Source organism: uncultured Streptococcus sp. (assembly GCF_963518475.1).
GTDB lineage: Bacteria > Bacillota > Bacilli > Lactobacillales > Streptococcaceae > Streptococcus.
Window position 1 is genome coordinate 85,235 of sequence record NZ_CAUQJA010000003.1, and the last position, 23,564, is coordinate 108,798.

16 protein-coding genes and 1 pseudogene are annotated in these 23,564 nt (G+C 39.9%); 16 read left to right on the forward strand and 1 reads right to left on the reverse strand.

The genetic code is table 11. The features are described from left to right. Positions 1 to 69 precede the first annotated feature (69 nt). The 12 genes and pseudogenes from RYK12_RS02125 to RYK12_RS02180 all read left to right on the forward strand — a co-directional run bounded on the left by RYK12_RS02125 (position 70) and on the right by RYK12_RS02180 (position 18,282). Positions 70 to 1,971 (forward strand): ABC-F family ATP-binding cassette domain-containing protein, encoded by a 1,902-nt coding sequence (locus RYK12_RS02125; RefSeq protein WP_314846657.1) that lies wholly within the window; start codon positions 70 to 72, stop codon positions 1,969 to 1,971. A gap of 2 nt (positions 1,972 to 1,973) precedes the next feature. Beyond that, on the forward strand, positions 1,974 to 2,837 hold the full coding sequence (locus tag RYK12_RS02130; protein ID WP_314846658.1) for a MutR family transcriptional regulator: 864 nt from the start codon (positions 1,974 to 1,976) through the stop codon (positions 2,835 to 2,837). Positions 2,838 to 2,913: 76 nt separating this feature from the next. Continuing rightward, positions 2,914 to 4,092 (forward strand): MFS transporter, encoded by a 1,179-nt coding sequence (locus RYK12_RS02135; protein ID WP_314846659.1) that lies wholly within the window; start codon positions 2,914 to 2,916, stop codon positions 4,090 to 4,092. A 92-nt stretch (positions 4,093 to 4,184) separates the two neighbouring features. Then, complete coding sequence (gene ligA / locus RYK12_RS02140; RefSeq protein ID WP_314846661.1) at positions 4,185 to 6,143, forward strand: NAD-dependent DNA ligase LigA; 1,959 nt, start codon at positions 4,185 to 4,187, stop codon at positions 6,141 to 6,143. A 153-nt stretch (positions 6,144 to 6,296) separates the two neighbouring features. Further along, positions 6,297 to 8,579 carry a type I pullulanase gene (pulA, locus tag RYK12_RS02145; protein WP_314846662.1) on the forward strand — a complete coding sequence of 761 codons (2,283 nt, stop codon included), beginning with the start codon at positions 6,297 to 6,299 and terminating at the stop codon, positions 8,577 to 8,579. 559 nt (positions 8,580 to 9,138) lie between these two features. Then, positions 9,139 to 10,562: pseudogene (locus RYK12_RS02150) on the forward strand (NADP-dependent glyceraldehyde-3-phosphate dehydrogenase). Between the two features lie 273 nt (positions 10,563 to 10,835). Continuing rightward, positions 10,836 to 12,764, forward strand: coding sequence for a 1,4-alpha-glucan branching protein GlgB (glgB, locus tag RYK12_RS02155; protein WP_314846663.1), 1,929 nt, complete (start codon positions 10,836 to 10,838; stop codon positions 12,762 to 12,764). Further along, positions 12,754 to 13,896, forward strand: a complete 1,143-nt coding sequence (locus tag RYK12_RS02160) for a glucose-1-phosphate adenylyltransferase (RefSeq protein WP_314846665.1) — start codon at positions 12,754 to 12,756, stop codon at positions 13,894 to 13,896. Before glgB ends, RYK12_RS02160 begins: the two co-directional genes overlap by 11 nt. Continuing rightward, entirely contained in the window at positions 13,886 to 15,025 is a 1,140-nt protein-coding gene (gene glgD / locus RYK12_RS02165; protein WP_314846666.1) for a glucose-1-phosphate adenylyltransferase subunit GlgD, read from the forward strand. The genes RYK12_RS02160 and glgD overlap by 11 nt, the downstream gene beginning before the upstream one ends. Beyond that, positions 15,022 to 16,455 (forward strand): glycogen synthase GlgA, encoded by a 1,434-nt coding sequence (gene glgA / locus RYK12_RS02170; RefSeq protein ID WP_314846667.1) that lies wholly within the window; start codon positions 15,022 to 15,024, stop codon positions 16,453 to 16,455. Before glgD ends, glgA begins: the two co-directional genes overlap by 4 nt. 58 nt (positions 16,456 to 16,513) lie before the next feature. Then, on the forward strand, positions 16,514 to 17,158 hold the full coding sequence (gene serB / locus RYK12_RS02175; RefSeq protein ID WP_314846668.1) for a phosphoserine phosphatase SerB: 645 nt from the start codon (positions 16,514 to 16,516) through the stop codon (positions 17,156 to 17,158). Between the two features lie 8 nt (positions 17,159 to 17,166). Next, a complete protein-coding gene (locus RYK12_RS02180) occupies positions 17,167 to 18,282 on the forward strand; it encodes a glycerate kinase (protein WP_314846669.1) in 1,116 nt (371 codons plus the stop codon). On the opposite strand, the gene RYK12_RS02185 is transcribed toward RYK12_RS02180, so the two are convergent. Further along, on the reverse strand, positions 18,279 to 18,725 hold the full coding sequence (locus RYK12_RS02185; RefSeq protein ID WP_314846670.1) for a DUF1694 domain-containing protein: 447 nt from the start codon (positions 18,723 to 18,725) through the stop codon (positions 18,279 to 18,281). The two genes, RYK12_RS02180 and RYK12_RS02185, sit on opposite strands and share 4 nt — an antisense overlap. Before the next feature lie 163 nt (positions 18,726 to 18,888). Here RYK12_RS02185 and eno point away from each other — a divergent pair, with 163 nt between their 5' ends. The 4 genes from eno to spxR all read left to right on the forward strand — a co-directional run bounded on the left by eno (position 18,889) and on the right by spxR (position 23,559). Beyond that, positions 18,889 to 20,193, forward strand: a complete 1,305-nt coding sequence (gene eno / locus RYK12_RS02190; protein ID WP_000022813.1) for a surface-displayed alpha-enolase — start codon at positions 18,889 to 18,891, stop codon at positions 20,191 to 20,193. Between the two features lie 269 nt (positions 20,194 to 20,462). Further along, complete coding sequence (locus tag RYK12_RS02195) at positions 20,463 to 21,722, forward strand: UDP-N-acetylglucosamine 1-carboxyvinyltransferase (RefSeq protein WP_064276041.1); 1,260 nt, start codon at positions 20,463 to 20,465, stop codon at positions 21,720 to 21,722. A 15-nt stretch (positions 21,723 to 21,737) separates the two neighbouring features. Then, positions 21,738 to 22,289 (forward strand): GNAT family N-acetyltransferase, encoded by a 552-nt coding sequence (locus RYK12_RS02200; RefSeq protein ID WP_125393284.1) that lies wholly within the window; start codon positions 21,738 to 21,740, stop codon positions 22,287 to 22,289. Further along, the gene (gene spxR, locus RYK12_RS02205; RefSeq protein ID WP_261804704.1) at positions 22,282 to 23,559 is read left to right on the forward strand and encodes a CBS-HotDog domain-containing transcription factor SpxR; all 1,278 of its coding nucleotides are present in this window, start codon (positions 22,282 to 22,284) and stop codon (positions 23,557 to 23,559) included. Before RYK12_RS02200 ends, spxR begins: the two co-directional genes overlap by 8 nt. The last annotated feature ends 5 nt before the right edge of the window (positions 23,560 to 23,564 follow it).

Sequence of the window (23,564 nt, forward strand, 5' to 3'; positions counted from 1 at the left end):
AGAAAAGTAGTGACATATGCCGGTTTATCAAGTCTTGAATGCCTTAGGGAAACATGCTATACTGTTTGTATGATTATTTTACAAGCTAATAAAATTGAACGTTCTTTTGCAGGAGAGGTTCTTTTTGATAATATTAACCTACAAGTTGATGAACGAGATCGAATTGCCCTTGTTGGGAAAAATGGAGCAGGTAAGTCTACTCTTTTGAAGATTTTAGTTGGAGAAGAGGAGCCAACTAGTGGAGAAATCAATAAGAAAAAAGATATTTCTCTGTCTTACCTAGCCCAAGATAGCCGTTTTGAGTCTGAAAATACCATCTACGATGAGATGCTTCATGTCTTTGATGACTTACGTCGGACGGAGAAACAACTTCGTCAGATGGAGTTGGAGATGGGTGAAAAGTCTGGTGATGATTTGAATAAACTGATGTCAGATTACGACCGCTTATCTGAAAATTTTCGCCAAGCAGGTGGCTTTACCTATGAAGCTGATATTCGAGCGATTTTGAATGGATTCAAGTTTGACGAATCTATGTGGCAGATGAAAATTGCTGAGCTTTCTGGTGGCCAAAATACTCGTTTGGCACTTGCTAAAATGCTACTTGAGAAGCCCAATCTCTTGGTCTTGGACGAGCCAACTAACCACTTAGATATTGAAACTATAGCCTGGCTAGAGAATTACTTGGTAAATTATAGCGGAGCCCTCATTATCGTCAGCCACGACCGTTATTTCTTGGACAAGGTTGCAACGATTACGCTGGATTTGACCAAGCATTCTTTGGATCGCTATGTGGGTAATTACTCTCGTTTTGTCGAATTAAAGGAGCAGAAGCTAGCTACTGAAGCAAAAAACTATGAAAAGCAACAAAAGGAAATCGCTGCTCTGGAAGACTTTGTCAATCGCAATCTAGTCCGAGCTTCAACGACCAAACGTGCCCAATCTCGTCGTAAACAACTGGAAAAAATGGAGCGTTTAGACAAGCCTGAAGCTGGCAAGAAATCAGCCAATATGACCTTCCAGTCTGAAAAAACGTCTGGTAATATTGTATTGACTGTTGAAAATGCTGCTATTGGTTATGATGGGGAAATATTGTCAGAGCCTATCAGCCTAGACCTTCGTAAGATGAATGCTGTTGCCATCGTTGGTCCAAATGGAATCGGCAAGTCAACCTTTATTAAATCAATCGTGGACCAGATTCCGTTTATCAAGGGTGAAAAGCGCTTTGGTGCTAATGTTGAGGTTGGTTACTATGACCAAACACAAAGCAAGCTGACACCAAGTAATACGGTGCTGGATGAACTCTGGAATGATTTTAAACTGACGCCAGAAGTTGAAATCCGTAACCGTCTTGGTGCCTTCCTTTTCTCAGGAGATGATGTCAAAAAATCAGTCGGCATGCTGTCAGGTGGCGAAAAGGCTCGTTTGCTTTTGGCTAAATTGTCTATGGAAAACAATAACTTCTTGATTCTGGATGAGCCGACCAACCACCTGGATATTGATAGCAAGGAAGTGTTGGAAAATGCCTTGATTGACTTTGATGGAACCCTTCTATTTGTCAGCCATGACCGTTATTTTATTAATCGTGTAGCAACTCATGTTCTAGAATTGTCTGAGAATGGTTCGACTCTCTACCTTGGAGACTATGATTACTATGTTGAGAAGAAAGCAGAAGTAGAAATGAGCCAGACTGAGGAAGCTTCAACTAACAATCAAGCAAATGAAGTAAGTCCAGTCAATGACTACCAGGCCCAAAAAGAAAGTCAAAAAGAAGTTCGCAAACTCATGCGACAAATCGAAAGTCTAGAAGCTGAAATTGAAGAGTTAGAAAGTCAAAGTCAAACCATTTCTGAACAAATGTTGGAAACAAACGATGCAGGTAAACTGATGGAATTACAGACTGAACTGGATAAAATCAGCCATCGTCAGGAAGAAGCTATGCTTGAGTGGGAAGAATTATCAGAGCAGGTGTAAAGATGGTACATCTTGGAAAAGTATTTCGTGAATTTCGGACAAGTGGAAATTATTCTTTAAAGGAGGCGGCAGGGGAGTCCTGTTCAACTTCTCAGTTATCTCGCTTTGAGCTTGGGGAGTCTGATCTAGCAGTTTCGCGTTTCTTTGAGATTTTGGATAACATTTATGTAACAATCGAAAATTTCATGGACAAGGCAAGAAATTTTCATAATCATGAACATGTTGCCATGATGGGACAAATTGTACCCCTTTACTACTCAAATGATATTTCAGGTTTTCAAAAGCTTCAAAGAGAACAACTTGAAAAGGCTAAGAGTTCGACGAATCCCCTCTATTTTGAGCTGAACTGGATTTTGCTACAAGGTCTGATTTGTCAAAGAGATTCGACTTATGAGATGAAGCAGAATGATTTGGATAAGGTAGCAGATTATCTCTTCAAAACAGAAGAATGGACCATGTATGAGTTGATTCTTTTCGGGAACCTCTATAGTTTCTACGATGTGGACTATGTTACTCGGATTGGTAGAGAAGTTATGGAGAGGGAGGAATTTTACCTAGAGATTGGTCGCCATAAGAGATTAGTGTTGATTTTGTCCCTCAATTGTTACCAGCATTGTTTAGAGCATCTTTCTTTTGACAATGCAAGCTATTTTGAGACTTATACAGAGAAGATTATTGGTAAAGGTATTAAGCTTTATGAGCGTAATGTTTTTCATTATTTAAAAGGCTTTGCCTTGTATCAAAAGGGACAGTGTAAAGTCGGTTGTAAGCAGATGCAAGAAGCCATGCATATTTTTGACCTACTAGGTCTTCCAGAGCAAGTAGCCTACTATCAGGAACACTACGAGAAATTTGTCAAAGATTAATTTTCCCAAATATGGGAAAAATGAGAAACTCCTCCAAGTTTTGATACAATAGTTTCAAAATTTGAGAGGAGTTTTTATGAATCGATACGCAGTACAGTTGATTAGTCGAGGAGCTATAAACAAGATAGGAAATATGCTCTATGATTATGGAAACAGTGTTTGGTTGGCATCAATGGGAACGATAGGACAGACAGTTCTAGGGATTTATCAGATTTCTGAACTCGTCACATCTATTCTAGTCAATCCCTTTGGTGGAGTTATATCAGACCGTTTTTCTCGTCGTAGGATTTTAATGTCGACAGACCTTGTTTGTGGGATTCTTTGTCTGTCTATTTCTTTTATAAGGAATGACAGCTGGATGATTGGAGCTTTGATTTTTGCCAATATTGTTCAGGCTATTGCTTTTGCCTTTTCTAGACCTGCAAATAAGGCCATTATCACAGAATTGGTAGAGAAGGATGAACTGGTCCTCTACAATTCTCGTTTGGAGTTGGTCTTGCAGGTTGTCAGCGTGAGTTCTCCTGTACTCTCTTTTCTGGTTTTACAATTCGCAAGTCTCCATCTGACGCTCTTACTAGATGCTTTGACTTTTTTTATAGCATTTGTTCTAGTGGCCTTACTTCCAAAAGAAGAACCAATGGTTCAAGATAAGAAATCTTTTACTGGGAAAGATATTTTTGCGGATATTAAAGATGGCTTGCACTATATCTGGCATCAAAAAGAGATTTTCTTTCTCCTGTTAGTGGCTTCCAGCGTTAATTTCTTTTTTGCGGCTTTTGAGTTTTTGCTTCCTTTTTCAAATAAACTATATGGAGTAGAAGGAGCTTATGCGACTATCTTAACCATGGGTGCAATTGGCTCAATTATAGGAGCACTGATAGCAAATAAATTTAAATCAAGTATGAATACACTTTTGTTCTTATTGATTTTAACAGGAGTAGGAGTTTTCATGATGGGTTTGCCACTGCCCAATATTTTAACCTTTTCTGGAAACCTGATTTGTGAACTCTTTATGACGATTTTTAATATTCACTTCTTTACACAGGTACAGACCAAGATTGATGGAGAATATCTGGGTAGGGTATTGAGTACCATTTTTACACTGGCAATTCTCTTTATGCCGATTGCAAAAGGTTTGATGACCTTGCTTCCAAGTGTCCATCTTTATTCTTTCTTGATTATTGGACTTGGAGTTGTAGCCTTATCTTTCTTAGCTCTCGGATATGTTCGAACTCATTTTGAAAAAGAGACATAAGTTTGCTTGGACTTCAAAAATAATTCCAATCTGAGTGTTTTTTCAGCCCTTCTCGTTTGTGAGGAGGGCTTACTTTGTGGTAAAATGGTTTTATGAATAAAAGAATGAATGAGTTAGTCGCCTTGCTAAATCGCTATGCGACTGAGTACTATACCAGCGATAATCCGTCGATTTCTGACAGTGAGTATGATCGCCTTTACAGAGAGTTGGTTGAGTTAGAAACTGCCTATCCAGATCAAGTGTTAGCAGACAGTCCAACCCATCGTATTGGTGGCAAGGTTTTAGATGGTTTTGAAAAATATAGTCATCAGTATCCTCTTTATAGTTTGCAGGATGCTTTTTCACGTGAGGAGCTTGAAGCTTTTGATGCGCGTGTTCGTAAGGAAGTAGCCCATCCAACCTATATTTGTGAGCTGAAAATCGATGGCTTATCTATCTCGCTGACGTATGAAAAGGGGATTTTAGTTGCTGGGGCAACGCGCGGAGATGGTTCTGTTGGGGAAAATATCACAGAAAACCTCAAGCGTGTTAAGGACATTCCTTTGACCTTGCCAGAAGAACTAGATATCACAGTTCGTGGGGAGTGTTACATGCCACGCGCTTCTTTTGATCAGGTCAACCAAGCTCGCCAAGAAAATGGAGAGCCTGAATTTGCCAATCCTCGTAATGCAGCGGCAGGAACCCTGCGTCAGTTGGACACAGCTGTAGTAGCCAAGCGCAATCTTGCAACGTTTCTCTATCAGGAAGCCAGCCCTTCAACTCGAGATAGTCAAGAAAAAGTGTTGAAGCACCTTGAACAACTAGGTTTTGTGGTCAATCCAAAGCGAATCTTGGCTGAAAGCATGGATGAGATATGGGATTTCATCCAAGAAGTAGGACAAGAACGGGATAATTTACCTTATGACATTGATGGAGTGGTGATCAAGGTAAACGACCTAGTAAGTCAAGAAGAACTTGGTTTTACCGTTAAGGCTCCAAAGTGGGCAGTGGCCTACAAGTTCCCAGCTGAAGAAAAAGAAGCTCAACTCTTATCAGTTGATTGGACAGTTGGCCGTACGGGTGTTGTAACTCCGACTGCAAATCTAACACCAGTACAACTAGCTGGTACAACTGTTAGCCGTGCGACCCTGCATAATGTGGATTATATTGCTGAAAAAGATATCCGCAAAGACGACACGGTTATCGTCTATAAGGCTGGGGACATCATCCCTGCTGTTTTACGTGTAGTAGAGTCCAAACGGGTTTCTGAAGAGAAACTAGATATCCCTACAAACTGCCCAAGTTGTGATTCTGACTTGTTGCACTTTGAAGATGAAGTGGCTCTCCGTTGTATCAATCCGCGTTGTCCTGCCCAAATCATGGAAGGTTTGATTCACTTTGCCTCTCGTGATGCTATGAATATTACAGGTCTTGGTCCCTCAGTAGTCGAAAAACTCTTTGCTGCTAATTTAGTAAATGATGTAGCGGATATTTACCGTTTGCGAGAAGAAGATTTCCTCCTTTTAGAGGGTGTTAAGGAAAAGTCTGCTGCTAAACTTTATCAGGCCATCCAAGCTTCCAAGGAAAATTCTGCTGAGAAGCTCTTGTTTGGTCTAGGAATTCGCCATGTCGGAAGTAAGGCCAGTCAGCTCTTACTTCAACATTTCCATTCGATTGAAAATCTGGCTCAGGCAGATCCAGAGGAAGTGGCTAGTATTGAAAGTCTGGGTGGTGTGATTGCCAAGAGTCTTCAGACTTATTTTGCGACAGAGGGGTCTGAAATTCTCCTCAGAGAATTGAAAGAAGCTGGGGTCAATTTGAACTATAAAGGCCATACGGTTGTAGCAGATGCAGCCTTGTCAGGTTTGACCGTTGTATTGACAGGAAAATTGGAACGTCTCAAGCGCTCAGAAGCTAAAAGTAAACTCGAAAGTCTGGGTGCCAAAGTGACAGGCAGTGTTTCTAAAAAGACCAACCTCGTCGTTGCTGGTGCAGATGCTGGAAGTAAACTGCAAAAAGCACAAGAACTTGGTATCGAGGTTCGAGACGAAGCTTGGCTAGAAAGTTTATAAAGAATAGTAGAAGGCTAGGTGTTAGATAGTCTGAAACTGTCTTTCCTAAAGTGTTTTGACATGGATTGAGTCTATCTTGAGTAAGAAATTAAATCGCTGAATCTATCAGCACCACATAAAAAATTAAATTAAAATTAGAAATTAGGAAAAGAAATGTTTAATTACCCTGTAGTCATCCATTTTCATCGAAAAAACGGGGATTATGCAGCCTGTTCATTTAGTAGAAAACAGGCGGACAATGTTGAAAAATTGTATTATGAAAATAACTTTTTTGGAGCAAAGTTCTCCTTCACAGTTACAAGTCAAGAAAAGTTAGAAAACCTGAAGTTTTCTGTCGAGATTGATGGGACAGTTAAGGAATATTCCGTGCGTTATAACTACTATCCGCTTCTGACAGAAGTTTGGATTTTAGAGGGCGACGAGACTGTTTATTATTCTGAAAACCCAGCCATTGCTAGTCCTTACTACAAAGATCAAAATCCATTTGCTTTTGATAGAGCAATACATAGCGCTAGTTTTGATCACCACTGGGGCTACCAAGGAGAACTAGGTTACAGTCTTTCAGATTATCAGACTAGCTTTAAACTTTGGGCTCCTACGGCTACTGCTGTACAGGTGGTTGTCTACGAAAATACCAGCAACGACGCTCCGATTTGGAAAACCTTTAATCTAGAGCGTGGTAATAGCTATTCATACAGTCATAAGTACAATACCATTGGTGTTTGGAGTCTAGACTTAGATGAAAATCTTGCTGGCAAGGCTTATCAGTATCAGATTGACTTTCCTCACCACCAGACTGTGACGAGAGATCCTTACACGATTGCCACAAGTCCTGACGGCAAACGTTCCGTAATTCTTTCTCATCAAGACAGACAAGTAGAAGGATTTGTGGTCAAACATGGAACAGAAGCGCCTTGGCGTTTGGAAAATCCATGTAAAGCAGTTATCTGTGAAATGCATATCCGAGATTTAACCAAATCTCCGACATCTGGAGTTGCAGAGCATCTCCGTGGAACCTTCCTTGGTGCTGCCCAGACTGGAACTGTAAACCAATTCGGACAAGCAACCGCCTTTGACTATATCAAAGAACTTGGCTGCAACTATGTTCAACTCCAGCCTATCTTTGATCGCCACAAGGAATACGATGAGGATGGAAATGTAACCTATAACTGGGGTTATGACCCTCAAAACTACAATGCACCAGAACCAAGTTTTTCTAGTAATACAGATGATCCAGGGCAGGTCATTCGCGATTTGAAGACCATGGTTCAAGCCTATCACGATGCGGGTATTGGTGTCATTATGGATGTGGTCTATAATCATACCTTCTCAGTAGTTGATGCACCTTTCCAAACAACTGTCCCTGATTACTACTATCGTATGAATCCAGACGGTACCTTCCAGAATGGAACGGGTGTTGGAAATGAAACAGCCAGTGAACACGAAATGTTCCGCAAGTACATGATTGATTCTCTTCTATACTGGGTACAGGAATACAATATTGACGGCTTCCGTTTTGACTTGATGGGTATTCATGATGTCAAAACCATGCAAGCGATTCGTTGGGCGCTAGATGAGGTTGATCCCCGTATTATCACTTATGGAGAAGGCTGGGATATGGGAACATGTCTTGCACCTTATGATAAGGCCAAGAAGGACAATGCCTACCAAATGCCAAATATCGGATTCTTCAATGATGATCAGCGTGATGCGGTCAAAGGAGGAGAAGTTTATGGTTCAATCAAGTCAGGATTTGTAAGTGGTGCAGCCACCGAACCAATCATTGCCAAGGCCATTCTTGGTAGCCGAGAATTAGGTTCTTATCTCAGTCCAAACCAGGTTCTCAACTATGTTGAAGCCCATGATAATTATAATCTTCATGATTTGCTGGCAACACTTCATCCTGATCAAAGTTCAAACCAGATTATGCGCAAGGTTGAGACGGCGACAGCAATGAACCTTCTCATGCAAGGAATGTCCTTTATGGAAATTGGCCAAGAATTTGGTCGAACCAAATTAATTCCGACAGGTGACCATGAACAACTCACTCCAGCAGACCGAGAACGTGCTATGAATAGTTACAAGGCTCCTGACAGTGTCAACCAGATAAACTGGGATTTAATCAATGAAAGACAAGAAAGCATTGACTTTGTCCGTCAAATTATTCGACTGAAAACACAGACTAGCGCCTTTTCTTATCCTACATACGAAGAAGTTTACCGTCATGTCTTTGTCCACACAGCTGCAGAAAATAGCGGATGGATTGTTTACGAGATTCACGGGGGACCAGAACATCTATTGGTAGTATTCAATGCCAAGGGAACTTCCTTATACTTTGAAAATGCAGGAAATTTAGCCATGTTGGTAACCAACAGTCGCTCAAAAGAAGACAATGTTATAGATGATATTAGTCTAGCTGTCTTGACTGTTTTATAATACCATCTATCTCGCTATTTTAACACAGCAAAATTCTCAGTTATGAGCATTACTAAAAAATCCATTCATTGAAATTGAATGAATAGAAAGAGCTTAGCTAACAGCTCGCCTGTATAGAAAATTTGATAAATATTTTCACGAAACAACGCACCCTATCAAAGTGTTTGAACACTTGATAGGGTGTCTTTTTATTATAAAGACTTTTACCTAGACTCTGTTTCAGTAATCTATGTTAGTTATAGGTCTAATGAACTGAATCGAGAATAGTACAATGTTGCTTCTAAAACGTTGTTATAAATTTATTTTAATTTCAACCCCAAATTGTTCATTTCTTGTTTCATTTTATTATAGTACTAATTTATGCTCTTCGAAAATTTCTTCAAAGTATATCAGTTTCGCCTTGACCGAGCTAGATTCCTAGTCTGATTTTTTTATTTTTATTGGGTATACTTTGAAAAATCAAGTTTGTGAAAATAATCTCAAAAAACTTGCAAAAAGTGTTGTGATTTTCTGAAAATTTGGTAAAATATGTCTTAATCATTTTCAGGAGGATGAGAATTTGACAAGATATCAGAATTTAGTAAATGGAAAATGGAAATCAGCTGAACAAGAATTACGATTTATTCACCAATCAATCAAGAAGAATTAGGGACTGTTCCAGCTATGACTCAGGCAGAAGTAGATGAGGCTATGAAAGCTGCGCGTGCAGCTTTGCCTGCGTGGCGAGCTTTATCAGCAGTTGAACGCGCGGCTTATTTGCACAAAACAGCAGCTATTTTAGAGCGTGATAAGGAAGAAATTGGGACTATACTTGCCAAAGAAGTGGCAAAGGGAATTAAAGCAGCTATTGGAGAAGTGGTGCGTACCGCAGACTTGATTCGCTATGCTGCTGAAGAAGGTCTCCGTATCACTGGACAAGCAATGGAAGGTGGCGGTTTTGAAGCAGCAAGTAAAAATAAATTGGCCGTTGTTCGTCGCGAGCCAGTTGGTGTCGTGCTGGCTATTGCTCCCTTTAATTATCCAGTTAATTTATCTGCTTCTAAAATTGCACCTGCCTTGATTGCAGGGAATGTAGTCATGTTTAAGCCACCAACACAAGGTTCTATTTCTGGGCTCTTGCTGGCTAAAGCGTTTGAAGAAGCAGGGATTCCGGATGGTGTTTTCAATACCATTACGGGTCGTGGTTCAGAAATTGGGGATTATATCATTGAGCACAAAGAAGTCAACTTCATCAACTTTACAGGTTCAACTCCTATCGGAGAACGTATTGGTCGTTTGGCTGGTATGCGTCCGATTATGTTGGAGCTTGGTGGGAAAGATGTAGCTCTTGTACTAGAAGATGCAGATTTGGAACACGCTGCCAATCAAATTGTTGCGGGAGCCTTTAGCTATTCAGGTCAACGTTGTACAGCCATTAAACGTGTTATTGTTCTCGAAAGTGTAGCAGATACATTAGCTGCTTTGCTTCAAGCAGAGGTTACTAAATTAACAGTTGGTGACCTATTTGACAATGCTGATATCACACCAGTTATCGACAATACTTCAGCAGACTTTATTTGGGACTTGATTGAGGATGCACAAGAAAAAGGTGCTCAGGCTCTTACACCAATCAAACGCGAAGGCAATCTTCTCTGGCCAGTACTTTTTGACCAAGTTACAAAAGATATGAAAGTGGCATGGGAAGAGCCATTTGGTCCTGTTTTACCAATTATCCGTGTGGCTAGTGTAGAAGAAGCTATAGCCTTTGCCAACGAATCTGAATTCGGCCTTCAATCCTCAGTCTTTACAAATGATTTCAAAAAGGCCTTTGAAATCGCTGAAAAACTTGAAGTGGGTACAGTCCATATTAATAATAAAACCCAGCGTGGGCCAGATAATTTCCCATTTCTTGGTGTCAAAGGTTCTGGTGCTGGTGTTCAAGGAATTAAATATAGCATTGAAGCGATGACAAATGTCAAATCCATTGTTTTTGATGTGAGATAAAAGATAAAATCAGGAAATTCGTTTCCTGGTTTCTTTTTTTACTTAAAAACAATACTTTTGTTAGCTAAATAACGAACTTTATGATAGTATTATAAAAAAACAATTCGTTTTCAAAGCGTTTCTGAAAATTTCTTGATTTACAAGTGAACACATCAGTGAATTTGTTGAAGACTTTCAAAAGATTTTTTTGCAAATTCCGTAATTTACTTGAATCTTCCCTAAAAAGGTAGTATAATAAATCTATAGAAAACGCTTACAGAAATAGGAGGGTGTATGGATAAGAATAATGCTTTAAAAACCTTTATGACAGGTGAAAATTTTCACCTCCAGCACTATCTGGGAGCTCATAGGGAAGAAAAAAATGGTGTGTATGGCTACACTTTTCGTGTATGGGCACCCAATGCTCAGGCTGTTCACTTGGTAGGGGATTTCACCAATTGGGTTGAAAATCAAATTCCGATGGAACGGAATGAATTTGGAGTATGGGAAGTCTTTACCAGTCTTGCTCAAGAAGGTCAAATTTATAAGTATCATATCACACGTGCAAATGGTCATCAGCTGATGAAGATTGACCCTTTGGCTGTACGGTATGAGGCACGACCTGGGACTGGTGCTATTTTAACAGATATTCCAGAAAAGAAATGGAAGGATGGTCTCTGGCTAGCCCGTAGAAAACGCTTGAGCTTTGAAGAGCGTCCTGTTAATATTTATGAGGTCCATGCTGGTTCTTGGAAGAGAAATCCTGATGGCAACCCCTATAGTTTTGCTCAATTGAAAGATGAACTCATTCCTTACTTGGTTGAGATGAACTATACTCATATTGAGTTTATGCCTTTGATGTCTCACCCACTAGGTTTGAGTTGGGGCTATCAGCTTATGGGTTACTTTGCTCTAGAGCATGCCTATGGTCGTCCTGAAGAGTTTCAAGATTTTGTTGAGGAATGTCACTTAAACAATATTGGGGTTATTGTAGACTGGGTACCTGGTCATTTCACCATTAATGATGATGCCTTAGCTTATTATGATGGGACACCGACTTTTGAGTACCAAGACCATAATAAGGCTCATAACTATGGTTGGGGCGCTCTCAATTTTGACCTTGGAAAAAATGAAGTCCAGTCCTTCCTGATTTCTAGTATTAAGTTTTGGATTGACTTTTACCATCTTGATGGTATTCGTGTGGATGCTGTCAGCAATATACTCTATTTAGACTACGATGATGCTCCATGGACACCTAATAAAGATGGTGGCAATCTCAACTATGAGGGTTATTATTTCCTTCAACGCTTGAATGATGTAATTAAACTAGTTCATCCAGATGTGATGATGATCGCAGAAGAAAGTTCGTCAGCAACCAAGATTACGGGAATGAAAGAGCTTGGTGGTCTAGGATTTGACTACAAGTGGAATATGGGCTGGATGAATGATATCCTCCGATTCTACGAAGAAGATCCGATTTACCGTAAATATGACTTTAATCTTGTGACTTTCAGCTTTATGTATGTCTTCAAGGAAAACTATCTCCTACCATTCTCGCACGATGAAGTGGTTCATGGCAAGAAGAGTATGATGCACAAGATGTGGGGAGATCGCTATAATCAATTCGCAGGTTTGCGCAATCTCTACACTTACCAAATTTGTCACCCTGGTAAGAAATTGCTCTTCATGGGTAGTGAATACGGCCAATTCCTAGAATGGAGATCTGAAGAGCAGTTGGAATGGTCTAATCTAGAAGATCCAATGAATGCTAAGATGAAGTATTTCACTTCTCAGCTAAACCAGTTTTACAAAGATCATCGCTGTCTGTGGGAAGTCGATACCAGCTATGATGGTATTGAAATCATTGATGCGGATAATCGAGACCAGAGTGTTCTTTCCTTCATCCGTAAGGGTAAGAAGGGCGACATGCTAGTCTGCATCTTTAATATGGCACCTGTTGAACGAAAAGATTTTACAATCGGACTTCCTGTTGCAGGGATTTACGAAGAAGTCTGGAATACTGAGTTAGAAGAGTGGGGAGGCGTTTGGAAAGAACATAATCAAACTGTGCAAACGCAAGAAGGACTATGGAAAGATTATGAGCAGACCTTGACCTTTACCCTACCGGCTATGGGAGCAAGTGTTTGGAAAATCAAACGCCGCTTGAAACCTACTAAAACCGTCACAAGTAAAAACCAAAAAGGAGTAGAAAATGAAGAATGAAATGTTAGCTTTGATTCTTGCTGGTGGGCAAGGAACTCGTCTCGGTAAACTCACTCAAAGCATTGCAAAACCAGCTGTGCAATTTGGTGGGCGCTACCGTATCATTGACTTTGCTCTTTCAAACTGTGCCAACTCAGGCATCAACAATGTTGGAGTCATTACACAGTACCAACCACTTGCTCTCAACAACCATATTGGTAATGGTTCAAGCTGGGGACTAGACGGTATCAATTCTGGTGTCTCTATTCTTCAACCTTATTCTGCAAGTGAAGGAAATCGTTGGTTTGAGGGGACTAGCCACGCTATTTACCAAAATATTGATTATATCGACAGTGTCAATCCTGAGTATGTCTTGATTCTATCTGGGGACCATATCTACAAAATGGATTATGATGATATGCTCCAGTCTCACAAAGATAATAATGCCAGCTTGACAGTAGCGGTTTTAGACGTCCCTCTTAAAGAAGCTAGTCGTTTTGGTATTATGAACACAGATGCCAATAACCGCATTGTTGAATTTGAAGAAAAACCAGCTCAACCTAAATCTACAAAAGCTTCTATGGGAATTTACATTTTTGATTGGCAACGTCTGCGCAATATGCTTGTTACTGCTGAAAAGAGCAATGTGGATATGTCAGACTTCGGTAAGAATGTCATTCCAAATTACCTTGAGTCAGGTGAAAGTGTCTATGCCTATGAATTTAACGGTTACTGGAAAGACGTTGGTACGATTGAATCGCTTTGGGAAGCGAACATGGAATATATTTCACCAGAAAATGCCTTGGATAGCCGTAACCGTCAATGGAAGATTTACTCAAGAAACTTAATTTCACCACCAAACTTCCTTGGTGCAAATGCTCATGTGGAAGATTCCTTGGTTGTCGATGGCTGTTTCGTAGATGGAACTGTTAAACATTCTATCCTTTCAACAGGTGCGCAAGTTCGCGAAGGGGCAGAAGTAGTAGATTCAGTTATCATGAGTGGAGCCATTATTGGACACGGAGCTAAAATCAAGCGTGCCATTATTGGTGAAGGTGCAGTTATTTCTGACGGTGTTGAAATTGATGGAACAGAAGAAGTACAAGTTGTAGGATATAATGAAGTAGTGGGGGTAGCAACAGATGAAGATTGATAAATATTCTGCCATTTTAGGAAACACAGTTGGTTTTCATGATATGTCAACACTGACAGAACACCGTCCAGTGGCTAGTTTGCCTTTCGGTGGTAAATATCGCTTGATCGACTTCCCGCTTTCAAGTCTTGCTAATGCAGGTGTCCGTAGTATCTTTGGTATTTTCCAACAAGATAATATTAGCTCAGTCTTTGACCATATCCGTTCAGGACGTGAGTGGGGCTTGTCAACTCTTCTTAGCCACTATTATCTAGGTATTTACAATACTCGTGTGGAAAGTAGTACAGTTGGAAAAGAATACTACCAACAACTTCTTACTTACTTGAAACGTTCTGGCTCAAACCAAACAGTTTCACTCAACTGTGATGTTTTGATTAATATTGATTTGAACCAAGTTTTCCATCTACATAGTACAACAAAAGGGCCTATCACTGTAGTTTATAAAAAACTAGCTAAGAAAGACATTTCAGAAGTAAACGCAATCTTGGAAGTGGATGAAACAGACCATGTTCGTTCTCATAAACTCTTTGATAGTAAATCATCAGATGAAGTTTACAATATGTCGACAGATATCTTTGTCGTTGATACCCCTTGGTTGATTGAACGCTTAGAAGAAGAGGCTAAGAAAGAACATCCAGAGAAATTGCGTTATGTTTTACGAGATTTAGCTGCAAAAGAAGGGGCTTTTGCCTACGAGTACACAGGTTATCTGGCAAATATTCACTCTGTAGAGTCGTATTATAAAGCGAATATCGATATGCTTGAATCACAAAAATTCTACTCTCTCTTCTCACCAAATCAAAAGATTTATACAAAGGTCAAAAACGAAGAGCCAACTTATTATGCTAATACCTCTAAAGTAAGCACTTCTCAGTTTGCGTCTGGTAGTATTATTGAAGGTCAAGTGGCTAATTCTGTTCTATCACGTAATATTCATGTACATAAGGATAGCCTGGTTAAAGATAGTCTGCTCTTCCCTCGTGTTGTTATTGGAGAAGGAGCTCAGGTCGAATATGCTATCTTGGACAAGGGTGTGGAAGTTGCGGATGGAGTTGTGATCCGTGGAACTGCAGAACATCCAGTTGTGGTTAAGAAAGGTGCTAAAGTAACAGAGGATATTCATTCATGAAAATTTTATTTGTAGCAGCAGAGGGTGCACCCTTTTCAAAAACAGGTGGTTTGGGAGACGTCATTGGCGCTCTTCCCAAATCACTAGTAAAAGCTGGGCACGAAGTTGCAGTGATTTTACCCTACTATGACATGGTAGAGGCTAAATTTGGAAATCAAATTGAAGATGTTCTTCATTTTGAGGTGAGTGTTGGTTGGCGCAGACAGTACTGTGGGATTAAGAAAACAGTCTTAAACGGTGTGACCTTCTACTTTATTGACAACCAATATTATTTCTTCCGTGGTCATGTTTACGGTGATTTTGACGATGGGGAACGTTTCGCTTTCTTCCAACTGGCTGCCATTGAGGTTATGGAAAGGATTGACTTTATTCCTGACCTTCTCCATGTTCATGATTACCATACAGCCATGATTCCTTTCTTGTTGAAGGAAAAATACCGTTGGATTCAAGCCTATCAAGGAATTAAAACTGTTTTAACCATTCATAATTTGGAATTTCAAGGACAATTTTCAGAAGGAATGTTATGGGATTTGTTTGGAGTCGGCTTTGAACGTTATGCTGATGGTACCCTTCGCTGGAACAACTGTCTGAACTGGATGAAAGCTGGTATTCTTTATGCAGACCGTGTTTCAACCGTTTCGCCTAGCTATGCTCATGAAATTATGACCAGTCAGTTCGGATGTAACTTGGATCAGATTCTTCGAATGGAGTCTGGCAAGGTATCTGGTATCGTGAACGGGATTGATGCTGACCTGTATAATCCTCAGACGGATGCTCTTTTAGATTATCATTTCAATCAGGAAGATTTGTCTGGAAAAGCCCAAAATAAGGCAAAATTGCAAGAGAGAGTTGGCTTGCCAGTTAGAGCTGACGTTCCACTGGTGGGAATTGTTTCTCGTTTGACACGCCAAAAAGGTTTTGATGTCGTGGTCGAAAGTTTGCATCATATCTTGCAAAATGATGTTCAGATTGTTCTTTTGGGAACTGGTGATCCAGCCTTTGAAGGAGCTTTCTCATGGTTTGCTCAGATTTATCCTGACAAGTTATCAGCAAATATTACTTTTGATGTCAAACTTGCTCAAGAAATCTACGCTGCTTGTGACCTCTTCCTCATGCCGAGTCGTTTCGAACCGTGTGGCTTGTCTCAGATGATGGCTATGTGTTACGGAACCTTGCCATTAGTCCATGAAGTTGGTGGCTTGCGAGATACCGTTCGCGCTTTCAATCCAATTGAAGGAAGCGGTACTGGCTTTAGCTTTGACAATCTATCTCCTTATTGGTTAAATTGGACTTTCCAAACTGCATTGGACTTGTACAGAAACCATCCTGACGTTTGGAGAAACTTACAAAAACAAGCTATGGAGTGTGATTTCTCATGGGATACAGCCTGCAAATCATACCTTGACTTGTACCATAGTTTAGTTAACTAATAGATAAAATCGTATGATGACTTCATACGATTTTTGGGCTGTTTAGAGAGGAGATCTTATGTCTCAAATAAAAGGCTTGTGTGTCATGGATGTTGACGGCACCTTAATCCTAGAAGAAGTGATTGACCTTTTGGGAAGAGAGGTAGGTCGTGAGGAGGAAATTTCGCAGATTACAAGTCGGGTAATGAGAGGAGAGTTAGACTTTGAAAGCAGTTTAAGAAAAAGAGTTTCCTTCTTGGAAGGCCTTCCTGTCTCTGTATTTGATAAAGCTTTCGACTCTATTCATCTATCACCAAATGCACAGAAATTTATTTCTATTCTCCAAACGAATGGCATCCTAGTTGGTCTGGTGTCCGGTGGATTTACACCAATAGTTGGGAGATTAGCAAAATCCCTTAGTATTTCCTATTTCTCTGCCAACCAACTTGAAGTTAAAGATGGTCTTCTAACAGGAAAATTAGTTGGACAAATTATCAATCCCCAGGTCAAAAAAGATACTCTAGAACAATGGAGAAAGGAACTGCAACTTCCTAAAGATAGAACGGTTGCAATCGGTGATGGGGCCAATGATTTATTGATGTTGAAGTCGGCGGGGCTTGGAATTGCCTTTTGTGCCAAAGAAGTGCTCAAAAAAGAAATACCAAATCATGTTGACAAGAGAGATTTTTTAGAAGTTCTACCTTTGATTGACTTTTTAGAATGAGGGAAAATATGAAGATTGTAATTGCACCGGATTCGTTTAAGGAAAGCTTGACCGCTGAAGAGGTAGCTGAAGCAATAAAAAGAGGCTTCCAACAATCGATAACAGATGTAGAATGTCTCCTCTGCCCTGTTGGTGATGGGGGAGAAGGTACTGTAGATGCTATTCGACATTCTCTTGACCTTGAAGAAAAATGGATCCAAGTGACAGGCCCTTTTGGCCAAAAAGAAGCCATGCGCTATTTTCAAAAAGGGGAACTGGCGCTATTTGAAGTTGCCGACTTGGTTGGCCTTGGAAAAATTCCGCTAGAGAAACGAAATCCACTTCAAATCCAAACTTGTGGTATTGGAGAGTTGATTCGTCATCTCATTGCTCAAGGGATTAAAGATATCTATATCGGCGTTGGTGGTACGGCCAGTAATGATGGCGGTATTGGTATTGCTGCTGGATTGGGGTATCAATTCTATGATAAGGATGGAAATGTCTTGCCTGCTTGCGGTCAATCCTTATTAAATTTAGCTTCTGTTTCAATAGAAAAACGCTATGAAATTCCTGAAGGTGTTCAAATTCATATTTTAGCAGATGTCGTGAGTCCCTTATGTGGTCCTCAAGGTGCGACTTACACTTTTGGCAAGCAAAAAGGCCTACAACCTACTATGTTTGCAGTCGTAGATCAGGCAATCCAAGATTTTTATGAAAAAGCCTCACCTGTAACATTGGAAATTAAAGGAGCAGGAGCTGGTGGAGGCATTGCTGGCGGTTTGTGTGCCTTTGCTCAGGCAAATATCGTGTCTGGAATTGATACCTGCTTGAACTTAATCAACTTTGATAAGAAAGTTTCACATGCTGACTTGGTAGTTGTAGGAGAAGGAAGGCTAGATCGTCAAAGTTTAGCAGGTAAAGCGCCTATAGGTGTTGCAAAAAGAACCCCTGTCGGAGTTCCGGTCATTGCTATTTGTGGTAGTATTGCTGAAGATTTACATTCCCTACCATTTGAGAATATCCAAGCAGCTTTTTCAATTTTGGAGAAAAGTGAACCTCTAGAAGATAGTTTGAAAAATGCCAGTCTCTATCTGGAGCACACGGCTGCCAATATAGGGCATTTATTAAATATGCACAAGATTTAGCCAAACCATTTTTTCCATAAGGATGTTTTGGATTGTTCTTCCTTTTTAACTTCCCAAAGTTTTGCAAAAGCAAGTCGAAGGTTCTTTTCTTCTACTTGAACTGGTGCATTGGTGTGGATAATCAGGCCAAAAGGAGAAGAAGTATGCTCTTCAGATACAATGGTAGCTTGACTATCAGTTTCTTTAGCTTCTTTTAAGTAGAAAACTTGCTTGTCAAATTCGATATTTGGTGAAATCTTCACAAATAGTGGTTCTGTTTTTTCCTGAAGGTTTTCTAAAATAGATAAAAAGCCTTTTTCTAACTGAGGGCTATTTGCTGTGTCAATATCTGCATATCCAAGAACTCTTTCCTCAAAAGTGCCAAGATAGCGTCTTTGCTCATCCGGATTAATTTTTGGCCCACCGTGAGCTTTTTCAAGTAATTGTTTTGATAAATCTGTCATGAAAACAGTATATCATAAAAGTTAGAATAAAACAGATAAAAGAAAGCGATTACTTTATAAAGTTAAGGAAAATTTGCACAAAGATAACGTTTTTTCTTGAAAAAGGAGGGGTTTTAAGGTATTATAGAGGTGTAAAAAATTTAACTCATAAGGAGAGTAAAAAATGTCAATTATTACTGATGTTTACGCTCGCGAAGTCCTAGACTCACGCGGTAACCCAACACTTGAAGTAGAAGTTTACACTGAATCAGGTGCTTTCGGACGTGGTATGGTTCCATCAGGAGCTTCTACTGGTGAACACGAAGCAGTTGAACTTCGCGACGGTGACAAATCTCGTTACGGTGGTCTTGGTACACAAAAAGCTGTTGACAATGTAAACAACATCATTGCTGAAGCTATCATTGGCTACGATGTACGTGATCAACAAGCTATCGACCGTGCTATGATCGCTCTTGACGGTACTCCTAACAAAGGTAAATTGGGTGCAAACGCAATCCTTGGTGTGTCTATCGCTGTAGCTCGTGCTGCTGCTGACTACCTTGAAATCCCACTTTACAGCTACCTTGGTGGATTCAACACTAAAGTTCTTCCAACTCCAATGATGAACATCATCAACGGTGGTTCTCACTCTGACGCTCCAATCGCATTCCAAGAGTTCATGATCTTGCCAGTTGGTGCGCCAACATTTAAAGAAGCTCTTCGTTACGGTGCTGAAATCTTCCACGCTCTTAAGAAAATCCTTAAATCACGTGGTTTGGAAACTGCCGTAGGTGACGAAGGTGGATTCGCTCCTCGTTTCGAAGGAACTGAAGACGGTGTTGAAACTATCCTTGCTGCGATCGAAGCTGCTGGATATGTTCCTGGTAAAGACGTATTTATCGGATTTGACTGTGCTTCATCAGAATTCTACGATAAAGAACGTAAAGTTTACGACTACACTAAATTTGAAGGTGAAGGCGCTGCTGTTCGTACATCTGCAGAACAAATCGATTACCTTGAAGAATTGGTTAACAAATACCCAATCATCACTATCGAAGATGGTATGGATGAAAACGACTGGGATGGTTGGAAAGCTCTTACTGAACGTCTTGGTAAGAAAGTACAACTTGTTGGTGACGACTTCTTCGTAACAAACACTGACTACCTTGCACGTGGTATCCAAGAAGGTGCTGCTAACTCAATCCTTATCAAAGTTAACCAAATCGGTACTCTTACTGAAACTTTTGAAGCTATCGAAATGGCTAAAGAAGCTGGTTACACTGCCGTTGTATCACACCGTTCAGGTGAAACTGAAGATTCAACAATCGCTGACATCGCAGTTGCAACTAACGCAGGACAAATCAAGACTGGTTCACTTTCACGTACAGACCGTATCGCTAAATACAACCAATTGCTTCGCATCGAAGACCAACTTGGTGAAGTAGCTGAATACCGTGGATTGAAATCATTCTACAACCTTAAAAAATAAAATAGTTCAGTGAACTATTTTATCCCGAACCTTGAAATTCAAAAGTTCGGCCGTTGATTTAACAACGTTTCTAGCCCCTCGGATTTTATCCGAAGGGCTATTTTTGTATTTAGGGGGCAAAAAAGGGGCAAAACATTTCAAGACATCTCATTTACCAATAAATACGATTCAGCTAATATAATTGAAAATGATGGAAAAAAGGGTGAATTTATGATATACTTTAATGTAGGACCTTTTTAGAAATTTTGAAAGAGCATAAAAAATTTAGAATGAGAAAAATTGTTATCAATGGTGGATTACCCTTGCAAGGTGAAATCACTATTAGCGGTGCTAAAAATAGCGTTGTGGCCTTAATTCCAGCTATTATTTTGGCTGATGATGTGGTGACTTTGGATTGTGTTCCAGATATTTCCGATGTTGCTAGTCTTGTCGAAATCATGGAGTTAATGGGTGCTACCGTTAAGCGTTATGACGATGTGTTAGAGATTGATCCACGAGGTGTTCAAAATATTCCAATGCCTTATGGGAAAATCAACAGTCTTCGTGCATCTTATTATTTTTATGGAAGTCTTTTAGGTCGCTTTGGTGAAGCCACTGTTGGTTTACCTGGTGGATGTGATTTGGGACCTCGCCCTATTGACTTACACCTTAAGGCTTTTGAAGCTATGGGAGCAACTGTTAGCTACGAGGGAGATAACATGAAGTTATCTGCCAAAGATACAGGACTTCACGGCGCAAGTATCTACATGGATACGGTTAGTGTGGGTGCGACGATTAATACGATGATTGCTGCGGTTAAAGCAAATGGTCGTACTATTATTGAAAATGCAGCCCGTGAACCTGAGATTATTGATGTTGCTACTCTATTGAATAATATGGGTGCCCATATCCGTGGTGCTGGAACCAATATCATCATTATTGATGGTGTTGACAGATTACATGGAACGCGTCATCAGGTGATTCCAGACCGTATTGAAGCAGGAACATATATTTCCTTAGCTGCTGCAGTCGGTAAGGGAATTCGTATTAATAATGTTCTTTATGAACACTTAGAAGGATTCATCGCTAAGTTGGAAGAAATGGGAGTTCGAATGACTGTATCTGAAGACAGTATTTTTGTTGAAGAACAGTCTAATTTGAAAGCAATCAATATTAAGACAGCTCCTTATCCTGGTTTTGCTACTGACTTGCAACAACCAATTACTCCTCTCTTGTTAACAGCAGAGGGACGTGGTACCATTATTGATACCATTTATGAAAAACGAGTAAACCATGTTTTTGAACTAGCAAAGATGGATGCAGATATTACGACTACAAATGACCATATTTTATATACTGGTGGACGTAGTTTACGTGGTGCAAATGTAAAAGCTACTGACCTTAGAGCTGGTGCTGCACTTGTCATCGCTGGTTTGATGGCTGAAGGTAAAACTGAAATTACTAATATTGAGTTCATCTTACGTGGTTATTCAGATATTATCGAAAAATTACGTAATCTAGGAGCGGATATTACACTTATTGAGGATTAAACCGTAGAGGTGTTTATGAATATTTGGACCAAATTAGCAATGTTTTCTTTTTTTGAAACGGATCGCTTGTATTTGCGTCCTTTCTTTTTTAGTGATAGTCAAGACTTCCATGAGATAGCCTCAAATCCTGAAAATTTACAATTTATTTTCCCAACTCAGGCAAGTCTGGAAGAAAGTCAATATGCACTGGCCAATTACTTTATGAAGTCCCCTTTGGGAGTGTGGGCAATTTGTGACCAGAAAAATCAACAAATGATTGGTTCTATTAAATTTGAGAAGTTAGATGAAATCAAAAAAGAAGCTGAGCTTGGCTATTTTTTGAGAAAAGATGCTTGGTCGCAAGGATTTATGACAGAGGTTGTTAGAAAAATTTGTCAGCTTTCTTTTGAAGAATTTGGCTTAAAACAATTATCCATCATTACCCACCTTGAAAATGAAGCTAGTCAACGGGTTGCCCTTAAGTCTGGATTCCGTTTGATTCGTCAGTTTAAGGGAAGTGATCGCTACACAAGAAAAATGCGGGATTATTTTGAATTTCGGTATGTAAAAGGAGAATTCAATGAGTAAGCATCAGGAAATTCTAAGCTATTTGGAGGAATTACCTGTCGGTAAAAGGGTCAGTGTTCGTAGCATTTCCAATCATCTGGGAGTCAGTGATGGAACGGCTTATCGGGCTATTAAAGAAGCTGAAAATCGTGGAATTGTAGAGACTCGCCCAAGAAGTGGTACTATCCGTGTTAAATCTCAGAAAGTTGCTATCGAAAGATTAACATTTGCTGAAATTGCAGAAGTGACTTCTTCTGAGGTTCTGGCTGGGCAAGAAGGTTTAGAGAGAGAATTCAGTAAGTTTTCAATTGGTGCCATGACTGAACAAAATATCTTGTCTTACCTTCACGATGGGGGGCTCTTGATTGTCGGAGACCGAACCCGTATTCAGTTGCTAGCCTTGGAAAATGAAAATGCAGTCCTGGTTACAGGTGGATTTCAGGTTCATGATGATGTGCTTAAACTGGCCAATCAAAAAGGAATTCCTGTTTTAAGAAGCAAACATGACACTTTCACTGTCGCGACCATGATCAATAAAGCCCTGTCAAATGTACAAATCAAAACAGATATTTTGACAGTTGAGAAACTTTATCGCCCAAGTCATGAGTATGGTTTTCTGAGAGAAACCGACACAGTCAAAGATTATTTGGATTTGGTTCGTAAGAATCGTAGCAGTCGTTTTCCAGTTATCAATCAACATCAGGTTGTTGTTGGTGTTGTAACCATGAGAGACGCAGGTGATAAGTCACCAAGTACCACAATTGACAAGGTCATGTCTCGTAGTCTATTTTTAGTTGGATTATCGACAAATATTGCCAATGTGAGTCAACGGATGATTGCTGAAGACTTTGAAATGGTACCGGTTGTTCGAAATAATCAAACCTTGCTTGGGGTTGTAACCAGACGAGATGTCATGGAGAAGATGAGTCGTTCCCAAGTTTCTGCTCTACCTACTTTTTCTGAGCAGATTGGTCAAAAACTTTCTTATCACCATGATGAAGTAGTGATTACAGTGGAACCCTTTATGCTAGAGAAGAACGGTGTTTTGGCTAATGGTGTATTGGCAGAAATTCTGACCCACATGACTCAAGATTTTGTTGTGAATAGTGGTCGAAATCTCATTATTGAGCAGATGCTAATCTATTTTTTGCAAGCGGTTCAGATAGATGATAGATTGCGCATTCAAGCACGCATTATCCATCATACGAGACGGTCAGCTATTATTGACTACGATATTTATCATGGTCATCAGATTGTTTCAAAGGCAAATGTGACTGTTAAAATTAATTAGAAACT

Coding starts and splice junctions, on each gene's coding strand:
- RYK12_RS02125 (WP_314846657.1), top strand. CDS start 70: ATGATTATTTTACAAGCTAATAAAATTGAACGTTCTTTTGCAGGAGAG.
- RYK12_RS02130 (WP_314846658.1), top strand. CDS start 1,974: ATGGTACATCTTGGAAAAGTATTTCGTGAATTTCGGACAAGTGGAAAT.
- RYK12_RS02135 (WP_314846659.1), top strand. CDS start 2,914: ATGAATCGATACGCAGTACAGTTGATTAGTCGAGGAGCTATAAACAAG.
- ligA (WP_314846661.1), top strand. CDS start 4,185: ATGAATAAAAGAATGAATGAGTTAGTCGCCTTGCTAAATCGCTATGCG.
- pulA (WP_314846662.1), top strand. CDS start 6,297: ATGTTTAATTACCCTGTAGTCATCCATTTTCATCGAAAAAACGGGGAT.
- glgB (WP_314846663.1), top strand. CDS start 10,836: ATGGATAAGAATAATGCTTTAAAAACCTTTATGACAGGTGAAAATTTT.
- RYK12_RS02160 (WP_314846665.1), top strand. CDS start 12,754: ATGAAGAATGAAATGTTAGCTTTGATTCTTGCTGGTGGGCAAGGAACT.
- glgD (WP_314846666.1), top strand. CDS start 13,886: ATGAAGATTGATAAATATTCTGCCATTTTAGGAAACACAGTTGGTTTT.
- glgA (WP_314846667.1), top strand. CDS start 15,022: ATGAAAATTTTATTTGTAGCAGCAGAGGGTGCACCCTTTTCAAAAACA.
- serB (WP_314846668.1), top strand. CDS start 16,514: ATGTCTCAAATAAAAGGCTTGTGTGTCATGGATGTTGACGGCACCTTA.
- RYK12_RS02180 (WP_314846669.1), top strand. CDS start 17,167: ATGAAGATTGTAATTGCACCGGATTCGTTTAAGGAAAGCTTGACCGCT.
- RYK12_RS02185 (WP_314846670.1), bottom strand. CDS start 18,725: ATGACAGATTTATCAAAACAATTACTTGAAAAAGCTCACGGTGGGCCA.
- eno (WP_000022813.1), top strand. CDS start 18,889: ATGTCAATTATTACTGATGTTTACGCTCGCGAAGTCCTAGACTCACGC.
- RYK12_RS02195 (WP_064276041.1), top strand. CDS start 20,463: ATGAGAAAAATTGTTATCAATGGTGGATTACCCTTGCAAGGTGAAATC.
- RYK12_RS02200 (WP_125393284.1), top strand. CDS start 21,738: ATGAATATTTGGACCAAATTAGCAATGTTTTCTTTTTTTGAAACGGAT.
- spxR (WP_261804704.1), top strand. CDS start 22,282: ATGAGTAAGCATCAGGAAATTCTAAGCTATTTGGAGGAATTACCTGTC.